The sequence below is a fragment of the Janthinobacterium rivuli genome (genome assembly GCF_009208735.1).
Taxonomy (GTDB): Bacteria; Pseudomonadota; Gammaproteobacteria; order Burkholderiales; family Burkholderiaceae_D; genus Janthinobacterium.
Genome location: NZ_WFLJ01000001.1, coordinates 293,778 through 310,556, shown reverse-complemented (window position 1 = coordinate 310,556; position 16,779 = coordinate 293,778). Strand labels below are relative to the sequence as shown.

Genomic DNA, 16,779 nt, shown 5'->3' with positions numbered 1-16,779 from the left:
TCATTCCTAGGGGAGGGGCGTGCCACCGATGGTGGGCAAGCCCGACAGGATGCCGTGAAAGCCTGCCAGGGGCGGGCCGATGCGGATGCCCTGGGAGCTGATCTGGAAGGGGCGGATGCTGCGCTCGTGCGCACTGCCGCGCTTCTTGAAGACGGAAATGGCTTGCCGCACTTCGCCTTCCGTTTCGTAATAGCGCAGCATGATGACGCTGTCGGCCAGGTAGCTGGCGTCGGCCGCGGTCGTCATCGACGTGCCCAGCATGTTTTGCTGCACGCCGACGAGCAGGGTGGCCACGCCGCGCTGGCTCAGGTAATTGAGCAGTTCATGCAGATAGGTGCTCTGGAAGCGCTCGTCGGGCACGGCGTGCATGTAGCCGTTCAGGCTATCGATGACGATGACCCGGGCGCCCCGTTCCGCCGCGTCGACCACGGCCTGGGCGAATTCTCCCGGGGTCAGCTCGGCCGGATCGATTTGCTGCACGCTCAGCAGGCCGGTGTCGAGCGCCGCCTGCAGGCGCATGCCCACGTTGTCGGTCCGGTTCAGCAGCTTGCTGCGCGCCTCCTCGAACAGGAACATGGCGCACGGTTCGTCGCGCATCGTGGCCGCATGCACGAATTGTGCCGCCAGCGTGGACTTGCCGCTGCCGGCCGGGCCGGAAATGAGCGTGCTCATGCCTTCTTCCAGGCCGCCGCCTATCATGGCGTCAAGCTCAGGCACGCCGCTCGACAGGCGCCGATGGTCGCCATCGCGGCGCGTATCGGCCGCCACCAGGCGTGGATAGACGACCAGGCCCTCGTCGGCGATCTTGTAGTCGTGCGTGCCGCTGCGAAACGACACGCCCCGGTACTTCACCACCCGCACGCGGCGCCGGTCATTGCCATACGCCTGCTGCTGCAGCTCCAGCGCGATCACGCAATGGGCCACGCTACGTACTTGCAAGCCGTCATCGAGGGCGGAACGGTCGTCGATCAAGAGGGTGGTGCAGTGCCGGCTGGCCAGATATTGCTTCAATGCGATTACCTGGCGCCGGTAGCGCAGGGGGTTTTCCGCCAGCAATTGCAGTTCGGACAGGGAGTCGAGCACGAGGCGGGCAGGGCGGTGCTTTTCGATGGCGGCGAGGATGCGCTGGTTGGTCAAGGCCAGTTCGATTTCCGACGGATGGAAGATGGTGTATTGGCGCTCGGGGTCGAGCATGTTGTCGCTGGGCGCCACCTCTTCGATGGCGATGCCGGCCAGGTCCCAGCCATGCGACAGGGCCGCGCCGCGCAGCTCGATCTCGGATTCCGCCAGGGCGATATACAGCACGGACGCGCCGCTGCGCGCGCCTTCGGCCAGAAATTGCAATGCCAGGGTGGTCTTGCCCGTGCCGGGCACGCCTTCGATCAGGTACAGACGCTCGGCCAGCAAGCCGCCCGTCAGGATGGTATCGAGGCCGGCGACGCCGGTCGACAGCAGTGGCGGCGTGCCTGGGCCGTGCGCGCCATCGCGCTGTGTTTCTCCTTGCGCCTGTGCCGTCATCATCGCGCCTCCGCTTCGCCACGCCATGGCCAATATAGTAGCGCGTCCGTCGTGGCATGTCTTTTCGATACCATTGGTAAAGAATTATTGTTCGATGCCTGCCTGACGGCCGGTGTTGCACCGTTGTCGTTCAGTTCTGCAAAGAAATCTTGACCCTGCTACAGTATTCACTCAATCCACCTTTACCGCATTGCCGTTTTTGCCGCCGTCCGCCAGGTTCGTAGCTGACTTTGCTGGCGTGCCGCCGCTGTCGCCGTCCTCAATTTGTTGCCTCATTGATAATTTAATTCGCTTGATAGTTACTATGTTTCAATTGTAACGATGCTTGACGATTTTAGAATGATCGTTCATTCTTTGATCTGCGTTAATAAATTTAGTCATTTCTAACGACACTAGCCAGCTTCTTTTTCAGAAAGTCCAAGATGCAACCAACCTTTTCCTTGACGTCGCCGCGTACGAGCGGCGCTATTGCCGTTCTGTGCGCCACTGTAATCATGGCCGGCTGCAGTAAAAAACAGGAAGCACCTCACGCGCAGCAAGCGCCACAGGTGGTCGTGTTTACTGTTAATCCGGCCGCGTTGCCGATGAGTGCCGAATTGCCCGGCCGTACGAATGCCTACCAGGTCGCCGATGTGCGTCCGCAAGTCGGTGGCTTGATCCAGAAGCGCCTGTTCGTCGAGGGTAGCGATGTGAAAGCGGGCACGGCCCTGTATCAGATCGATTCCGCCACCTACCAGGCTGCCTATAATTCGGCCAAGGCCGCGCTGTCGAAAGCCAAGGCCAACCTGCTGACGGCCGGTCCGAAAGCGTCGCGCTACAAGGAACTGGTCGCCATCGAAGGCGTGAGCCGCCAGGAATACGATGATGCCGTCGCCGCCTTCGAGCAAGCCAAGGCCGATGTCGAATCCGCCACCGCGGCGCTGGAATCGGCGAATATCAACCTGAAGTACAGCACCGTGACGGCGCCGATCAGCGGCCGCACCAGCCGCTCGACCGTGACGGCCGGCGCGCTGGTCACGGCGGGCCAGGCGGAAGCCCTGACCACCGTGCAGCAACTCGATCCGATCTATGTCGACGTGACCCAGTCGAGCACGGACCTGCTGCGCCTGAAGCGCCAGATGGCCGACGGCTCGCTGAAAAAAGTCGGCGAAGGTCAGGCCAAGGTCGACCTGATCCTGCCGGACGGCAGCAAGTACGGCGAATCGGGCAAGCTGCAGTTCGCCGGCGTGACGGTCGATCCGACCACCGGCAACGTGGTCTTGCGCGCGCTGTTCCCGAACCCGAAAGGCGAATTGCTGCCTGGCATGTACGTACGTGCCCAGCTGGAAACGGGCGTCGATGAAAAAGCCATCACCGTGCCGCAAGTGGGCGTGACGCGCAACCAGAAGGGCCAGGCCACCGCCCTGATCCTGAACAAGGAAAACAAGGTCGAGCAACGCGTGCTGACCACCAGCGGCACCGTCGGCACTGACTGGCTGGTGACGTCCGGCCTGGCCGCAGGCGATCGCGTGATCGTGGAAGGCTTGCAAAAAGTCAAGCCGGGCGCGCCAGCCGTTGCCGTGCCGGCCAAGGCCGCCGCCGCGCCTGCCGCTGCCGCTTCCGCCGCCGCATCGGCTGCCAGCGCCCACTAATTCAGGAGAATATTAATGGCCCGTTTTTTCATTGACCGCCCGATTTTTGCCTGGGTGGTCGCGATCGTCATCATGCTTGCCGGCGTGATTTCGATCCTCAGCCTGCCGATCGCGCAGTACCCGAGCATTGCTCCGCCGTCGATTTCGATCAGCGGCTCCTATCCTGGCGCCTCCGCCAAGACCGTGGAAGACGCCGTCACCCAGGTCATCGAACAAAAGATGAAGGGTATCGACGGCTTGCGCTACATGGCCTCGTCGAGCGATGCGACTGGCGGCATCAGCATCACTCTGACGTTTACCAGCGGCACCAATCCCGACATCGCCCAGGTGCAGGTACAGAACAAGCTGCAGCTGGCCACGCCACTGCTGCCGACGGCTGTCACGCAACAGGGTCTCGTCGTGTCGAAAGCGACGAAGAACTTCCTGATGGTGTTCGGCTTCATTTCCGAGAACGGCAAGATGGACCAGACCGACTTGAGCGACTATGTGGCCGCCAACGTCGTCGATCCGCTAAGCCGTGTTGCCGGCGTGGGCGACGTGACCCTGTTCGGTTCGCAGTACGCGATGCGCATCTGGCTCAATCCGGCCAAGCTGCAAAGCTTCAACCTGACCCCGGCGGACGTGATCACGGCCGTGCAGGCGCAGAATGCGGAAGTGTCGGCCGGTGAACTGGGCGGCACGCCGTCCATCAAGGGCCAGCAGCTGAACGCCACCGTGTCGGCCCAGAGCCGTCTGCAGACGGTCGAGCAGTTCGGCGCCATCTTGCTGAAGACCACCACCGACGGCGCCATGGTGCACCTGAAGGACGTGGCGACCATGGAACTGGGTCGCGAGAATTACAACACCGTGGCCCGCTACAACGGCCATGCGGCTACCGGCGTGGCGATCAAGCTGGCGACGGGCGCCAACGCGCTCGATACGGCCAACGCGGCGAAAGCCATGCTGGGCAACCTGAGCAAGCAATTCCCTGAAGGCATGAGCTACCAGGTGGCGTTCGACACGACCCCGTTCGTGAAACTGTCCATCGAGGAAGTGGTCAAAACCCTGGTCGAAGCGGTCATCCTGGTGTTCCTGGTGATGTACCTGTTCCTGCAGAACTTCCGCGCCACCCTGATCCCGACCATGGCCGTGCCAGTCGTGCTGCTCGGTACCTTCGGCATCCTGAATGCGTTTGGCTATTCGATCAACACCTTGACCATGTTCGCCATGGTGCTGGCCATCGGCTTGCTGGTCGATGATGCGATCGTGGTGGTGGAAAACGTCGAACGCGTGATGAGCGAAGAGGGCTTGTCGCCGCTGGAAGCGACGCGCAAGTCCATGACGCAGATCACGGGCGCGCTGGTCGGTATCGCCATGGTGCTGTCGGCCGTGTTCGTGCCGATGGCCTTCTTCGGCGGCTCGACGGGCGTGATTTACCGCCAGTTCTCGATCACCATCGTCTCGTCGATGGTGCTGTCCGTCATTGTCGCGCTGGTGTTTACGCCAGCCTTGTGCGCCACCCTGCTGAAACCGGTAGAGAAAGGCCATCACGCCACCAACAAGGGTTTCTTCGGCTGGTTCAACCGCAGCTTCGACAGCAGCAGCAACAAATACCAGGGCTGGGTCGGCGCCATGATCACGCACCGTTTCCGCTCGATGCTGTTGTACGTGCTGTTGCTGGCCGGCCTCGTGTTCATCTTCATGCGCCTGCCTACCTCCTTCCTGCCGGAAGAAGACCAGGGCATCCTGTTTACGCAGATTCAATTGCCGACGGGCGCCACGCAAGAGCGCACCCTGAAAGTGATCGAGCAGGTCGAAGACCACTTCATGAACAGCGAGAAAGACAACGTCGCTTCCGTGTTTGCCGTGGCCGGTTTCAGCTTCGGCGGCAACGGCCAGAACACGGGTATCGCCTTCGTGCGCCTGAAAGACTGGTCGCTGCGCAAGGACGTGGCGCAGAAAGCGCCGGCCGTGGCCGGTCGCGCCATGGGCAAGTTGTTGCAGATCAAGGATGCGATGGTGTTTACGTTTGCGCCGCCCGCCGTGCTGGAACTGGGTAACGCCACCGGTTTCGACATGCAGCTGCAGGATATCGGCGGTGTCGGCCACGACGCCCTGATGGCGGCGCGTAACCAGTTGCTGGGCATGGCGTCGCAGAATCCGGCCATGGTGGGCGTGCGCCCGAACGGCCAGGAAGACACGCCGCAATACAAGATCGACATCGACCAGCAGAAAGCCACCGCGCTGGGCTTGCAGATCTCGGAAATCAACCGCGTGCTGAGCGTCGGCTGGGGTAGTTCCTATGTCAACGACTTCCTCGACCGCGGTCGCGTGAAGAAAGTGTTCATCCAGGGCGATGCCAGTTCGCGCATGCTGCCGGAAGACTTGAACAAGTGGTTCGTGCGCAATGCCGCCGGCCAGATGGTGCCGTTCTCGGCCTTCGCTACCGGCAAGTGGATTTACGCGTCGCCACGCCTGGAACGCTACAACGGCTTGCCGTCGGTCGAGATCCTCGGTACGCCGGCGCCGGGCCAGAGCACGGGCGCTGCCATGAACGCGATGGAAGAGATGGTGGCCAAGCTGCCGCCTGGCATCGGCTTCAGCTGGACCGGCGTGTCGCTGGAAGAGCGCGAATCCGGTTCGCAGACGCCGCAGCTGTACGCGCTGTCCCTGCTGATCGTGTTCCTGTGCCTGGCCGCGCTGTATGAGAGCTGGTCGATTCCGTTCTCCGTGCTGCTGGTGGTACCGCTGGGCGTGATCGGCGCCGTGCTCGGTACGTGGATGTTCGGCCTGTCGAACGACGTGTACTTCCAGGTGGGCTTGCTCACGGTGGTGGGCCTGTCGGCGAAGAACGCGATTCTGATCGTCGAGTTTGCCAAGGAAATGCAGGAATCGGGCATGTCGCTGCTGGACGCGACCTTGCACGCGGTGCGTCTGCGTCTGCGCCCAATCCTGATGACCTCGATTGCCTTCGGCCTGGGCGTATTGCCACTGGCTATTTCCAGCGGCGCCGGTTCCGGCAGCCAGAACGCCATCGGTATCGGCGTGCTGGGCGGCATGTTGACGGCCACCTTCCTCGGTATCTTCTTCGTGCCGGTGTTCTTCGTGCTGGTGCGCGGCTTCTTCTCGAAGCCGGACGCGCCCGCCACGCCGGCGACGCCTGGCTCGCCAGCCGTCACGCTTTCCAAGGATGCACATTAATATGAAAAAATCGCTACTCTCCATGGCGGCGCTGGCCTTGCTGGCCGGTTGCAGCCTGGCTCCCACGTACGAGCGTCCGGCAGCGCCGGCGCCCACAAGCTGGCCGACGGGCCCTTCCTACAAGGCCGACGCGGCGGCCGCCGACGCCAAGCCGGTGGCGGACGTCGCCTGGCGCGAGTTCTTTGCCGATGCGCGCCTGCGCCAGGTACTGGAACTGGCGCTGGCCAACAACCGCGACCTGCGCGTCTCGATCCTCAACATCGAGAAGGCGCGCGCCACCTACGGCATCGAACGCGCCGCGCTGATCCCGACCCTGTCCGCTGCCGGCGGCCAGTCGGCCAGCCGCGTGCCGAAGAACGCCAGCGCCAACGGCGAAGCGTCCATCAATCGCCAGTACACGGCGAACCTGGGCGTGTCGGCGTACGAGCTGGACTTCTTCGGCCGCGTGCGCAGCCTGTCCGACAGCGCGCTGGAGCAATACCTGGGCACGGAAGAAGCCCGCCGTGCACAGCAGATCAGCCTGGTGGCCGAAGTGGCCAGCACCTATCTGAACCTGGTGGCCGACCAGCAGCGCCTGCGCGTGGCGCAAGATACCCTGAAGAGCCAGCAGTCGTCGTATGACCTGGCCGTGCGCCGCTTCAGTGCCGGTGCGACTTCCGGCCTGGACAAGTACGACGCCCAGACCAGTGTCGAGTCGGCCCGTTCCGACGTGGCTGTCTACACGAGCCAGGTGGCGCTCGATCAGAACGCGCTGGTCTTGCTGGTGGGCGGCCCCGTGCCGGCCGACCTGTTGCCGCAAGGCGAGTTCGGTGCTGTGACGGCGCTGGTGGACATCCCGTCCGGCGTGCCGTCGGACGTGCTGCAACGCCGTCCCGACGTGCTGGCGGCCGAGCGCACCTTGCGCGCCGCGAATGCCAACATCGGCGCGGCGCGCGCGGCCTTCTTCCCGCGCATTTCGCTGACGGCCACGGCCGGTTCGCTGAGCGACAACCTGTCCGGCCTGTTCAAGGCGGGCAGCGGCACGTGGAGCTTCATCCCACAGATCAGCTTGCCGATCTTCGATGGCGGCGTGAACCGCGCCAACCTCGATATCGCCAAGGTGCAGCGTGAAATCTCCGTGGCGCAATACGAAAAGGCGATCCAGGTCGCCTTCCGTGAAGTGTCCGATGCGCTGGCCCAGCGCGGCACCATCGACGAGCGCCTGCAGTCGCAGGTCTCGCTGGTCGAGGCGTCGACGAAGAGCTACACCATCCACGACGCGCGCTACAAGCAGGGCGCCGAGTCTTACCTGAACGCCCTGGTGGCCCAGCGCGCGCTGTACACGGCGCAGCAAAGCCTGATCACGGCGCGTCTGGCCAAATCGACCAACCTGGTGACCTTGTACAAGGTGCTGGGCGGCGGTTGGCAGCCTGAGCAGACAGCCGTCGCGGCGGCTGGCGGCGTCCAATAATCACGGGGACGCCGACGCCGGCCTTGGCCGCAAGGGCAGGGCTGGCGCGCTACTGGAAAAGTCATGAACCAAGTTGAAAAGAAGCATCCGGATCCCGAACGCGCCAACACGCGGCGCAAGCAGGTGCTCGATGCGGCCGAAAGCTGTTTCAGCCGCCGCGGCTTCCACGGCGCCAGCATGGCCGAGATATCCAAGGCGGCCGGCATGAGCGCGGGCCACATCTATAATTATTTTGACAGCAAGGATGCGATCATCGCCGCCTTCGTCCTGCAGAACATGGAGCGCGTCACCAACCTGATGCAGGATCTGGCGCTGCGCGACGATCCGCTGCAGGCCGTGGTCGACAATGCTGGCGAGCATGTGCTGGAAAGCCTGGATCCGAAAACGTGGGTGATGCCGCTGGAGATTTTTGCCGAGGCATCGCGCAATCCTGCCATCGCGGAAATGTTGCATTGCGCGGACGTGCGCTCGCGCAAGCTGTTTCTCTCCATCATCCGGGATGCGCGCATCAAGCGCGGCTTGCCGGCCGACGAAGAGATGCTGGAGGGGCGGCTCAACACCCTGATCGCCATGTACCAGGGCTTGCCCGTGCGCGCGGTGCACAATCCCGACATGAAGGTGGAACCCCTGATCGCCGGTTTCCGCATCGTCCTGACGGCGCTGCTGCTGGGCGAGTAACACGCTACGCCGCCAGGTTGAAAAAAAGTTTGCGCAGTTCGATATGAATCATGCGTAAAGCATGGCAAAAACCTAAAAGCGTCTGCTATAATTCCCACCTCGTCGGGGCGTAGCGCAGCCTGGTAGCGTACATGCATGGGGTGCATGGGGTCGGAAGTTCGAATCTTCTCGCCCCGACCATTAGATTCAAGGACTTACAGATTCATCTGTATGTAAACCCGGCACTGAATATTATACGTTTGTATAATATCGGTGCCGGGTTTTTCCGTTTACGCGGCGTAGGATTTTCCGCGCCTTTGCAGGCGCCGCGCTCGGCCATCGCAGCCAGCGCGCTGGTCTCAATGGCGGCGCGGGCCTGCGCCGCCATTGCCGACAGTGGATATCGGTCGGCCATGCTTTGGCGTCAAGGGAAGGTCATCTCCAAACCGACCATCTTGACGACGAAGAAGGTGACGATGCCCAGGGCCAGCAGCGATAGCATGAAGATCGCGACGACCTTGCCGCTTGCGCGCAGCACCGCGCGATTCTGCTTCGCCTTGTCCTTATCCTTCTTGCCTTGATCGTAATGCCACTTGATGGCGAAGAACATGCCCGTGCAGAGCACGAGAGCCTTGAAGGTAACGAAGACTATAGGGGTCCAATCCAGCATTTTGAGTATTTCCAGGCTATTACTTAAGACTATCCATTGTGAGGAGCACTCCCTCAACACGCTGCTTCAGCAGCCACTTTTTTTTCAAGCCATCCCCCGGCAGGCATCCAGTTTGAAGCTTTCATTATATCCAGCTATGAAATAAGCAGGGCATCAGGCGCGGTGATATGCCGAATGCGGATGAGAGGGGAGACAAGGTCAGCGACCGCCATGCATGGATGCGGTTGCTGCGCCTTCCGATGCATACTACTTGAAAACAATTTCCATACATTGAGACAAAATGTCCCAGTTGAAAACCATGCAAGATATGGATTTGGCAATTTGATTGCCGCGATTTCCCGGTAACAAAGTGCCACGTTTCCTGCGGAGTGCGGATGCCGTGCAGGCGACGCCGCCAGCCAGGCCCCATTTTCGCCATTCCATCCCCCGATTTCCGACCCCTGTCGCCTGGTCAACCTGGCAATACGGTTTTGGCCTATGCTGTGCTGGCACATGCACGTGTGAAGTTTTCCTTCATTCATCAACCATGAGGTGTCCATGATTCGCTATGTCCTGCCTGTTCTGTTGTTCGCCAGCGCACTGCCGGCGCATGCCCAAGCCCCTGCCAAGGAAGCGCCGCTGATCGAGCGGGCCAAGCTGTTCGGCAATCCCAGCAAGTCCGGCGGCAAGCTCAGTCCCGACGGGCGGTGGCTGTCGTGGATCGCGCCGCGCGATGGCGTGCTCAATGTGTGGGTGGCGCCGGCTGGCGACCTGGCGCAGGCGCGCCCGCTGACGGACGAAAAGGTGCGACCGATCCGCGGCAGCTTCTGGTCGCCCGATTCCAGGACCCTGCTGTTCATCCAGGACAAGGGCGGCGACGAGAATTTCCTGCTGTACGGCGTGAACGTGGCGAGCGGCAAGCAGGTCAATTACACGCCGTTCGAGAAGACCCGCGTGCGCATCGTGCAGATCAGCAGCAAGGTGAAGGACCGCATCCTCGTCGGCATCAATAACCGCGATGCGCGCTGGCACGACGTGTACAGCCTGGACCTGGCCAGCGGCAAGCTGACCCTGGTGCAGCAGAACGATGGCTATGGCGGCTACCTGGCCGATGAATTGCTCAATGTGCGCATCGCCAGCAAGGCGCGCGCCGATGGCGGCATGCAGTATTTCCGCCTGACCGATGGCAAGGCCGAGAGTACGCCGCTGGTCGAAGTCGGCCTGGAAGACTCGCAGACCACGGCGCCGCTGGGTTTCACGGTCGACGGCAAGACCTTGTACTGGACCGATTCTCGCGGCCGCAATACTTCGGCGCTGCTGGCGCAGGATGTCGCCAGCGGCAAGACCACGGTGGTGGCGCAAGACGCGCGCGCCGACATTTCCGATGCCCTGTACGATACGCGCACGGGCAAGGTGCAAGCCTATTCCGTCGACTATCTGCAACACGAATACCTGCCGCTGACGGATGACCTGAAGGCCGACCTGGCCTTCCTGAAGAAGCATGCCAAGGGCCAGTTCAACGTGACGTCGCGCACGGAAGCCGACGACAAGTGGCTGGTGGGCGTCGATGCCGTCACGGCGCCGGCATCGAGCTGGCTGTACGAGCGCAAGAGCAAAAAGCTCACGCAGCTGTACGTGACGCGGCCGGAACTGGAAGGCGCGCCGCTCGTGCCCATGTACCCGCAGGAAATCAAGGCACGCGACGGCCTGACCCTGGTGTCCTATCTGACCTTGCCGCAGGCGTCGAAGGCGACGCCCGACGGCAAGGCCACGCAGGCGGTGCCGATGGTGCTGCTGGTGCACGGCGGCCCGTGGGCGCGCGATACCTATGGCTACAACAGCTACCACCAATGGCTGGCCAACCGCGGCTACGCCGTGCTGTCCGTGAATTACCGCGGCTCGACGGGCTTCGGCAAGCAGTTCATTTCGGCCGGCGACCTGCAGTGGGGGCGCAAGATGCATGACGACTTGCTCGACGCGGTGCAATGGGCCGTGAACAGCGGCGTGACCACGGCCGACAAGGTGGCCATCATGGGCGGCTCGTACGGCGGCTACGCGACCCTGGCCGGCATGGCGTTCACGCCGACCACGTTTGCCTGCGGCGTCGATATCGTCGGCCCGTCGAACCTGTTCACCTTGTTGCAAACCATCCCGCCATACTGGGAAGCGGGCAAGCAGCAGTTCTACAAGCGCATGGGCGACCCGACCACGGAGGAGGGCAAGGCCTTGCTGAAGGAGCGTTCGCCGCTGAACTTTGCACAGCATATCCAGCGCCCGCTGCTGATTGGCCAGGGCGCGAACGACCCGCGCGTGAATGTGGCCGAATCGGACCAGATCGTGGCGGCCATGGCGGCCAAGAACATCCCCGTCACCTACGTGCTGTTCCCCGATGAAGGCCACGGCTTTGCCCGGCCCGTGAACAACATCGCCTTCAATGCGGTGACGGAAAATTTCCTGGGGCAATGCCTGGCTGGCCGGGCCGAGCCGATCGGCGCCACCCTGAAGGCCTCCACCGCGCAGATCAAGCATGGCGCCGAGTTTGCGCCGGGCTTGCAGGAGGCGATGCGCTAGGCGGCGAGGCGGATGGAAGACGCCGGCGCGCCGTCACAGCGTCCACGGATGCTCTTCGGCGCCGGCGACAATGCCGCCCAGCACGGCCTGATCGCGTTCCCCATGGCTCTGGCGCAGGAAGACGGGCAGGTCGGCCGCCAGGCGGGCGAAACGGGCATCGCGGCACAGGGGCGCGGCGCCCAGCGCCCGCGTGGTCAGGTGCAGGACGAGGGTGGCGGCATCTTCCGCCGCCAGGCGCAGGCGCAGCGCCAGGCCCATGGCGTCGCGTTGCGGGTGCAGGTCGATGTCGGCGGCGCCTTCGCGCAGCAGGGCGCCGGTGGCGCGCAAGGCGCAGTCGATTTGCCCCAGTTGCGCCAGGCGGACGGGGTCGGGGGCGGCGTGCTGTGCGCGCGCATGCAGGTGGCTGGCGACGGCGCAGGCCGCGCCATACCAGGCGGCCGCGATGCCGGCGCCGCCATGCCAGAAGCCGGGGCGCTGCAGATAGGCGCCAGGCGCGCCCACGGGAAAGGCGCGCGCGGTGGAAAAAGTCACGTCGACGCTGGCGCAGGCATGCATGCCGACGGCCTGCCAGCCTTCGTCCGTGACGTGCACACCCGGCTGCGACAGGGCCACCGAGGCCAGACAAGCCTGGCCAGCGTCGTTCCAGCAGTTGATTAAAGCATGGCTGAGTCCCTTCGCTCCGGCACACCAGGCCTTGCGGCCGTCGAGCACATGGCGGCCATCGGTCGTTTGCCGCAAGCGCAGGCGCGCGCCCGGCATGTCGGCGCACCAGACGCCCCAGCTGCTGCCAGCCGGCACGCCGGGGCCGCCGATTTCCGCCAGGATGGCGAGCGCATCGGTATGGCCTTCATACAGCTTGAGCAGGGAGAGGTCGATGGCGGCGACGGCAGCGAGCATTTGCCAGCGCCGCAGGGTGGCGCCGTGGCCGGGCAGGGGCAGCTGGTCCAGTCCCGCGTCGCACAAACGCCGCAAGCCTTCGATGGGGTGGAAAGTGTTGTCCTGCGGCTGCAGCAGTGCATCCAGCGTGGCTTGGGAGGGCAGGGAGAAGGAATGCTTCGACATGGCAAGCTCCTGTTTTTTAACAGGATAGCTTCTTGTTTTTACAATGTCTGTTTGATTTTACACATAGCCCTGCTGACGGCCACGATTCCATGACGTGGCCGCAGCAAATCTTGCGCTTACTTTTTCACGTAGTGCATGTCCAGGACATATGCGCCCTTGTCCAGCATCACCGTGTACAGGTCGTTGCCGCGCAAGGACAGGCCGCCGGGGACGCTTAATGCCGGCTGCATGCCTTCATCCAACATGCACGATTCGCCATTGTCCACGTCGACGCACCATTGCTGCTTGCCATCGCGCAATACGTATTTCACGGTGGCGCCGCTGCGCTGGAAGGTATAGGCCGGAACCGACGAGGTAACCTTATCGACGCGCAAGGTCGTTGCCGCAGCGTTGTCGGCCAACTTGATCAGCATGTCGGCCGTACCATCCGGCTTGCCGGTGACTTTCGCGCTCATGCCGTCCGTCGCGACCACGGGGCCGGAGCAATCGGCCTTGAAGTAGGTTTCGCCGGTCGGCGTCAGTTCCAGCGAACCGCTGCCATCGCTCTTGAACGCGATGACGAGCATTTGACGGTCGTGGTTGTCGCAGGCCGACTGCCACGTGCCGATATACGCGGCCAGTGGCGAGGTGGCGCCGGAATCGCCGGCAAGCTGCTGCGTCGAACCGCCGCCGCCGCCACCGCAGCCGGTCAGGAGTGCCGCGGCCGAGCCGACCAATACTGCCAATAATTTTTTCATTCAGATTCCCTTTCATCCGGCAGCGGTGCGTGCCGTCAACGCGGCCTGATTATAGGAGTATTAATAAGGGGAAATTCTCACCGAATCTATCGCTGATTTGATTTAGATCATGTCGCGGCAAGGTGCTGAAATGAATTGGTGGACTGAAGGGAATGGGTGGCGTCATTGCTGCGCATTGCGCCGACCACGCGGCGCAATGGCTATTGTATTGGCTGCTTTATTGTTTTACATAGCGCATATCGAGCACGTAGGCGCCGTCTTTTTCCATCACGGTAAATAATTCGTTACCGCGCAGATAAAAGCCGCCCTTGCCACTGACTGCTTTTTGCAAGCCGGTATCGGGAATGTCCGTGGTGCCGCCACTGCCATCAGTGATGCGCCAATAGGGTTTGCCATCGACCATGATCGTGGTGACGGCCGGGCCCGTAATCTGGACGGTGTGGGCTGGCAGCGAGGATACGACCTTGTCGATGCGGATGTCCGAGGCCGGGCTGTCCGCCGTCAGCTTGAGCTGGATATTGCCTGCGCCATCCGGCGTCGCGGTAATCTTTTCACTCGTGGTTTCCGTAAATTGCACGGGACCGCTGCAATCGGGAGTGCTGAACGTTTCGTCGTAGGTCGACATTTCCAAGGCGCCGCTGCCATCGCTTTTGAGGGCGACGACGAGGCGCTGGCGGTAAGAGTGGTTACAAGCGGGCGTCCAGGTACCGACATAGGCGGCCAGTGCCGGCGGAGCCGGAGGCGCGACCACCACTGGCGGGACGGCCGCGTTAACGCTGGCGCTATCAGCGCCGCTATTGCCACCGCTGCCACCGCCACAGCCAACCAATACGACCGTGCTCGATACCATTAATACAGCCAATACTTTTTTCATGCGTAATCCCTATAAATCATCAAACGGCTGGAAGCCGTGTCATATGTGCGGCGATATTATAAGGTGCACGGCTATTTTATTCTTGCGAAATAGGTAATTGGCTGGAATGCCTGCATTGCGCCTGGTCATTGGATTATGGATGGCCGGAGCGCTTGATTATTTGCGGGTGCCGATGTGGGGGGTAAATGAAGGTCATCTCAAGCGCCGCCGTTCAATCGCAACGAGGAGAAACGGCGGGCTGCCGCGCCTTATGCCGCGCGGGATATATCGATATGGGCGTTTATAAAGAACGCGATTGATTTGCGAATGGAGCAGTGGGAGATAATGCCGGCGCCTGAGAATGGCGCCGGCCGCCGCCAGAAATGGCCGGTTTAAAACTCTTCCCAGTCATCGCCTGCCGGTGCCTTGGCCGGCGCGCGTTGCGCCGCTTGCGGTTTGGCAACGCTCAGGCGCTTGGCTGGCGCCGGTGTCCTGGGCGTCACGGGGCGTGGCGCTGCTGGCGTTGCTGTCGAAGCCACCTGGCGCTGCTGCTCGCCCAGCTTGAACACGCTGACCACCTCGGCCAGATGGCTGGCCTGGTCTTGCAGGCTTTCGGCGGCCGCTGCCGCTTCCTCGACGAGGGCCGCGTTTTGCTGCGTCACGCCATCCATCTGCGCCAGCGCCTGGTTGACCTGGGCGATGCCGTCGCTTTGTTCGGTGGTGGCGACGCTGATGTCGGCCATGATGGCGGTCACCTTGCGCACGCTGTCGACCACTTGCTCCATGGTGGCGCCCGCTTCGTCGACGAGCTTGCTGCCGGCGGCCACCTTGCCTACGGAATCGTCGATCAGCAGCTTGATTTCCTTGGCCGCCTGGCTTGACCTTTGCGCCAGGTTGCGCACTTCCGTGGCGACGACGGCGAAGCCGCGCCCCTGTTCGCCCGCGCGCGCCGCTTCCACGGCCGCGTTCAGCGCCAGGATGTTCGTCTGGAAGGCGATGCCATCGATGACGCTGATGATGTCGACGATCTTGTTTGACGAGTCGTTGATCGAGGTCATCGTTTCGATCACCTTGCCGACCACTTCGCCGCTCTTCAGTGCCACGTTCGACGCGGAAGCGGCCAATTGATTCGCCTGGCGCGCATGGTCGGCGTTTTCCTTGACGGTGCCCGTCAGTTCTTCCACCGAGGCGGCCGTCTCTTCCAGCGAGCTGGCTTGCTGTTCCGTGCGGGCCGACAGGTCGTTATTGCCTTGCGCAATTTCCGCGCTGGCGCGTGCCACGTTGTCGGCGCTGGCTTGCACTTGCAGCAGCACGGCGTGGATCTTTTCCACGAAGGCGTTGAAGCCCTTGCCGATGACGGCCAGCTCGTCCGTGCCCTTGACTTCCAGCTTGACGCGCAGGTCGGCGTCGCCGCTGGACAGGTCAGTCATGGTGCGGCCCAGGGTGCGCAGTGGACGCGTCAGCTGGTTGACGACGAGGATCAGGATGCCGGCCGTGGCCGCCGCGCATAGCAGGGCGACGATCAAGGTGTAGATCATCAGGTCGCGCGCCGAGGCCGTGGCCACGCTTTTCGGGAAATTCAGTTCCACGCTCCACGGCGCGATGTCGGGATGGATCTGCAGCGGCTGCAGCAAGTGGATGTAGCCCTTGTCATCCTCGTATTCATACGTCTGGCCCTGGCGCACCTTTTCCAGGCCGGCGGCCGGCACGTCGTCCGCCTTCTTTCCCAGCCGGGCAGGCTCGGGGTGGCTGGCGTACAGGCCGCCGTTCGAGATCAGGGCCAGCTTGCCGCCCTCGATCACCTTCAGGTCGGCGAGGATCTTCGCCAGGCGCGTGAGCATGAAGTCGGCGCTGGCCGTGCCCTTGAAGCTGCCGTCGATCATGATGGGCGCGACCAGCGAAGCCATCAGCACATCCTTGCCATCGACGGGGTAGATATACGGTTCCGTAAAGTAGGTCTTGCCGGTGCGCTTGGGCACGTCATACCAGTCGTTGGCGCCCGGTTTCGGGTCGAAGACGATCGGTTCGACTTGCAGCTTGCCGCCGGCGCCGCGCGTCCAGTAGGGCATGAAGCGGCCGCTGGCGTCGTAGTTCGGCTTCTGGTTGGCGAACTCCGCATCCTTGCCGTCGAGCGCGTTCGGCTCCCACGTCACGGCCGAACCGAGCAAGTCTTCCGAGCTGGTCAATGTTGCCTTGGTCAGTTCATTGATCTGTTCGCGCTGCAGGGGCATGCTGGCGCTCCTGGTGCCGCGCATGGCGCCGGCCAGGCTGGAGACGCTGGCCAGGTTGCTGGCGATGCGCGCCTGCAGGGCGCCCGCCACTTCGCGCGCCGAGGTGCGCGCCAGGTCCAGCGCGGCCGCTTCGGCGCTGGCGCTGCTCTTGTAGCCGATCACGGCCGCCGTGACGCCGAGGCTGAGGATGGCGAGCGCGGTGGCGGCGACGCAGATTTTACTGTTCAGTGATAGTTGCAT

Annotated in this window: 11 protein-coding genes and 1 tRNA gene; 6 read left to right on the top strand and 6 right to left on the bottom strand. The window is 62.9% G+C overall.

The annotated features are described in order from the left end of the window. Window positions 1–6: 6 nt before the first annotated feature. A complete protein-coding gene (locus GCN78_RS01470) occupies window positions 7–1,521 on the bottom strand; it encodes an ATPase domain-containing protein (protein ID WP_226939405.1) in 1,515 nt (504 codons plus the stop codon). 419 nt (window positions 1,522–1,940) lie between these two features. Between GCN78_RS01470 and GCN78_RS01465 the strand changes: the two genes are divergently transcribed. The 5 genes from GCN78_RS01465 to GCN78_RS01445 all read left to right on the top strand — a co-directional run bounded on the left by GCN78_RS01465 (window position 1,941) and on the right by GCN78_RS01445 (window position 8,637). Beyond that, window positions 1,941–3,149, top strand: coding sequence for an efflux RND transporter periplasmic adaptor subunit (locus tag GCN78_RS01465; RefSeq protein WP_152250097.1), 1,209 nt, complete (start codon window positions 1,941–1,943; stop codon window positions 3,147–3,149). Between the two features lie 15 nt (window positions 3,150–3,164). Beyond that, complete coding sequence (locus tag GCN78_RS01460) at window positions 3,165–6,329, top strand: efflux RND transporter permease subunit (protein WP_152250096.1); 3,165 nt, start codon at window positions 3,165–3,167, stop codon at window positions 6,327–6,329. Window position 6,330: 1 nt separating this feature from the next. Further along, window positions 6,331–7,779, top strand: a complete 1,449-nt coding sequence (gene adeC, locus GCN78_RS01455) for an AdeC/AdeK/OprM family multidrug efflux complex outer membrane factor (RefSeq protein WP_152250095.1) — start codon at window positions 6,331–6,333, stop codon at window positions 7,777–7,779. A 63-nt stretch (window positions 7,780–7,842) separates the two neighbouring features. Next, the gene (locus GCN78_RS01450) at window positions 7,843–8,457 is read left to right on the top strand and encodes a TetR/AcrR family transcriptional regulator (protein WP_152250094.1); all 615 of its coding nucleotides are present in this window, start codon (window positions 7,843–7,845) and stop codon (window positions 8,455–8,457) included. Between the two features lie 103 nt (window positions 8,458–8,560). Continuing rightward, window positions 8,561–8,637 (top strand) — tRNA-Pro (locus GCN78_RS01445). A gap of 223 nt (window positions 8,638–8,860) precedes the next feature. On the opposite strand, the gene GCN78_RS01440 is transcribed toward GCN78_RS01445, so the two are convergent. Next, the gene (locus GCN78_RS01440) at window positions 8,861–9,106 is read right to left on the bottom strand and encodes a hypothetical protein (protein WP_152250093.1); all 246 of its coding nucleotides are present in this window, start codon (window positions 9,104–9,106) and stop codon (window positions 8,861–8,863) included. Between the two features lie 537 nt (window positions 9,107–9,643). Between GCN78_RS01440 and GCN78_RS01435 the strand changes: the two genes are divergently transcribed. Next, the gene (locus GCN78_RS01435) at window positions 9,644–11,656 is read left to right on the top strand and encodes a S9 family peptidase (RefSeq protein ID WP_152250092.1); all 2,013 of its coding nucleotides are present in this window, start codon (window positions 9,644–9,646) and stop codon (window positions 11,654–11,656) included. 33 nt (window positions 11,657–11,689) lie between these two features. Here the strand turns inward: GCN78_RS01435 and GCN78_RS01430 are convergent, their stop codons facing one another. The 4 genes from GCN78_RS01430 to GCN78_RS01415 form a co-directional block, all read right to left on the bottom strand. Continuing rightward, a complete protein-coding gene (locus tag GCN78_RS01430; protein ID WP_152250091.1) occupies window positions 11,690–12,718 on the bottom strand; it encodes an acyl-CoA dehydrogenase family protein in 1,029 nt (342 codons plus the stop codon). Window positions 12,719–12,834: 116 nt separating this feature from the next. Beyond that, window positions 12,835–13,455, bottom strand: a complete 621-nt coding sequence (locus GCN78_RS01425) for a hypothetical protein (RefSeq protein WP_152250090.1) — start codon at window positions 13,453–13,455, stop codon at window positions 12,835–12,837. 217 nt (window positions 13,456–13,672) lie between these two features. Further along, window positions 13,673–14,329: a hypothetical protein gene (locus GCN78_RS01420; protein WP_152250089.1), complete on the bottom strand. Its 657-nt coding sequence runs from the start codon at window positions 14,327–14,329 to the stop codon at window positions 13,673–13,675. 371 nt (window positions 14,330–14,700) lie between these two features. Then, window positions 14,701–16,779, bottom strand: coding sequence for a methyl-accepting chemotaxis protein (locus GCN78_RS01415; RefSeq protein WP_152250088.1), 2,079 nt, complete (start codon window positions 16,777–16,779; stop codon window positions 14,701–14,703).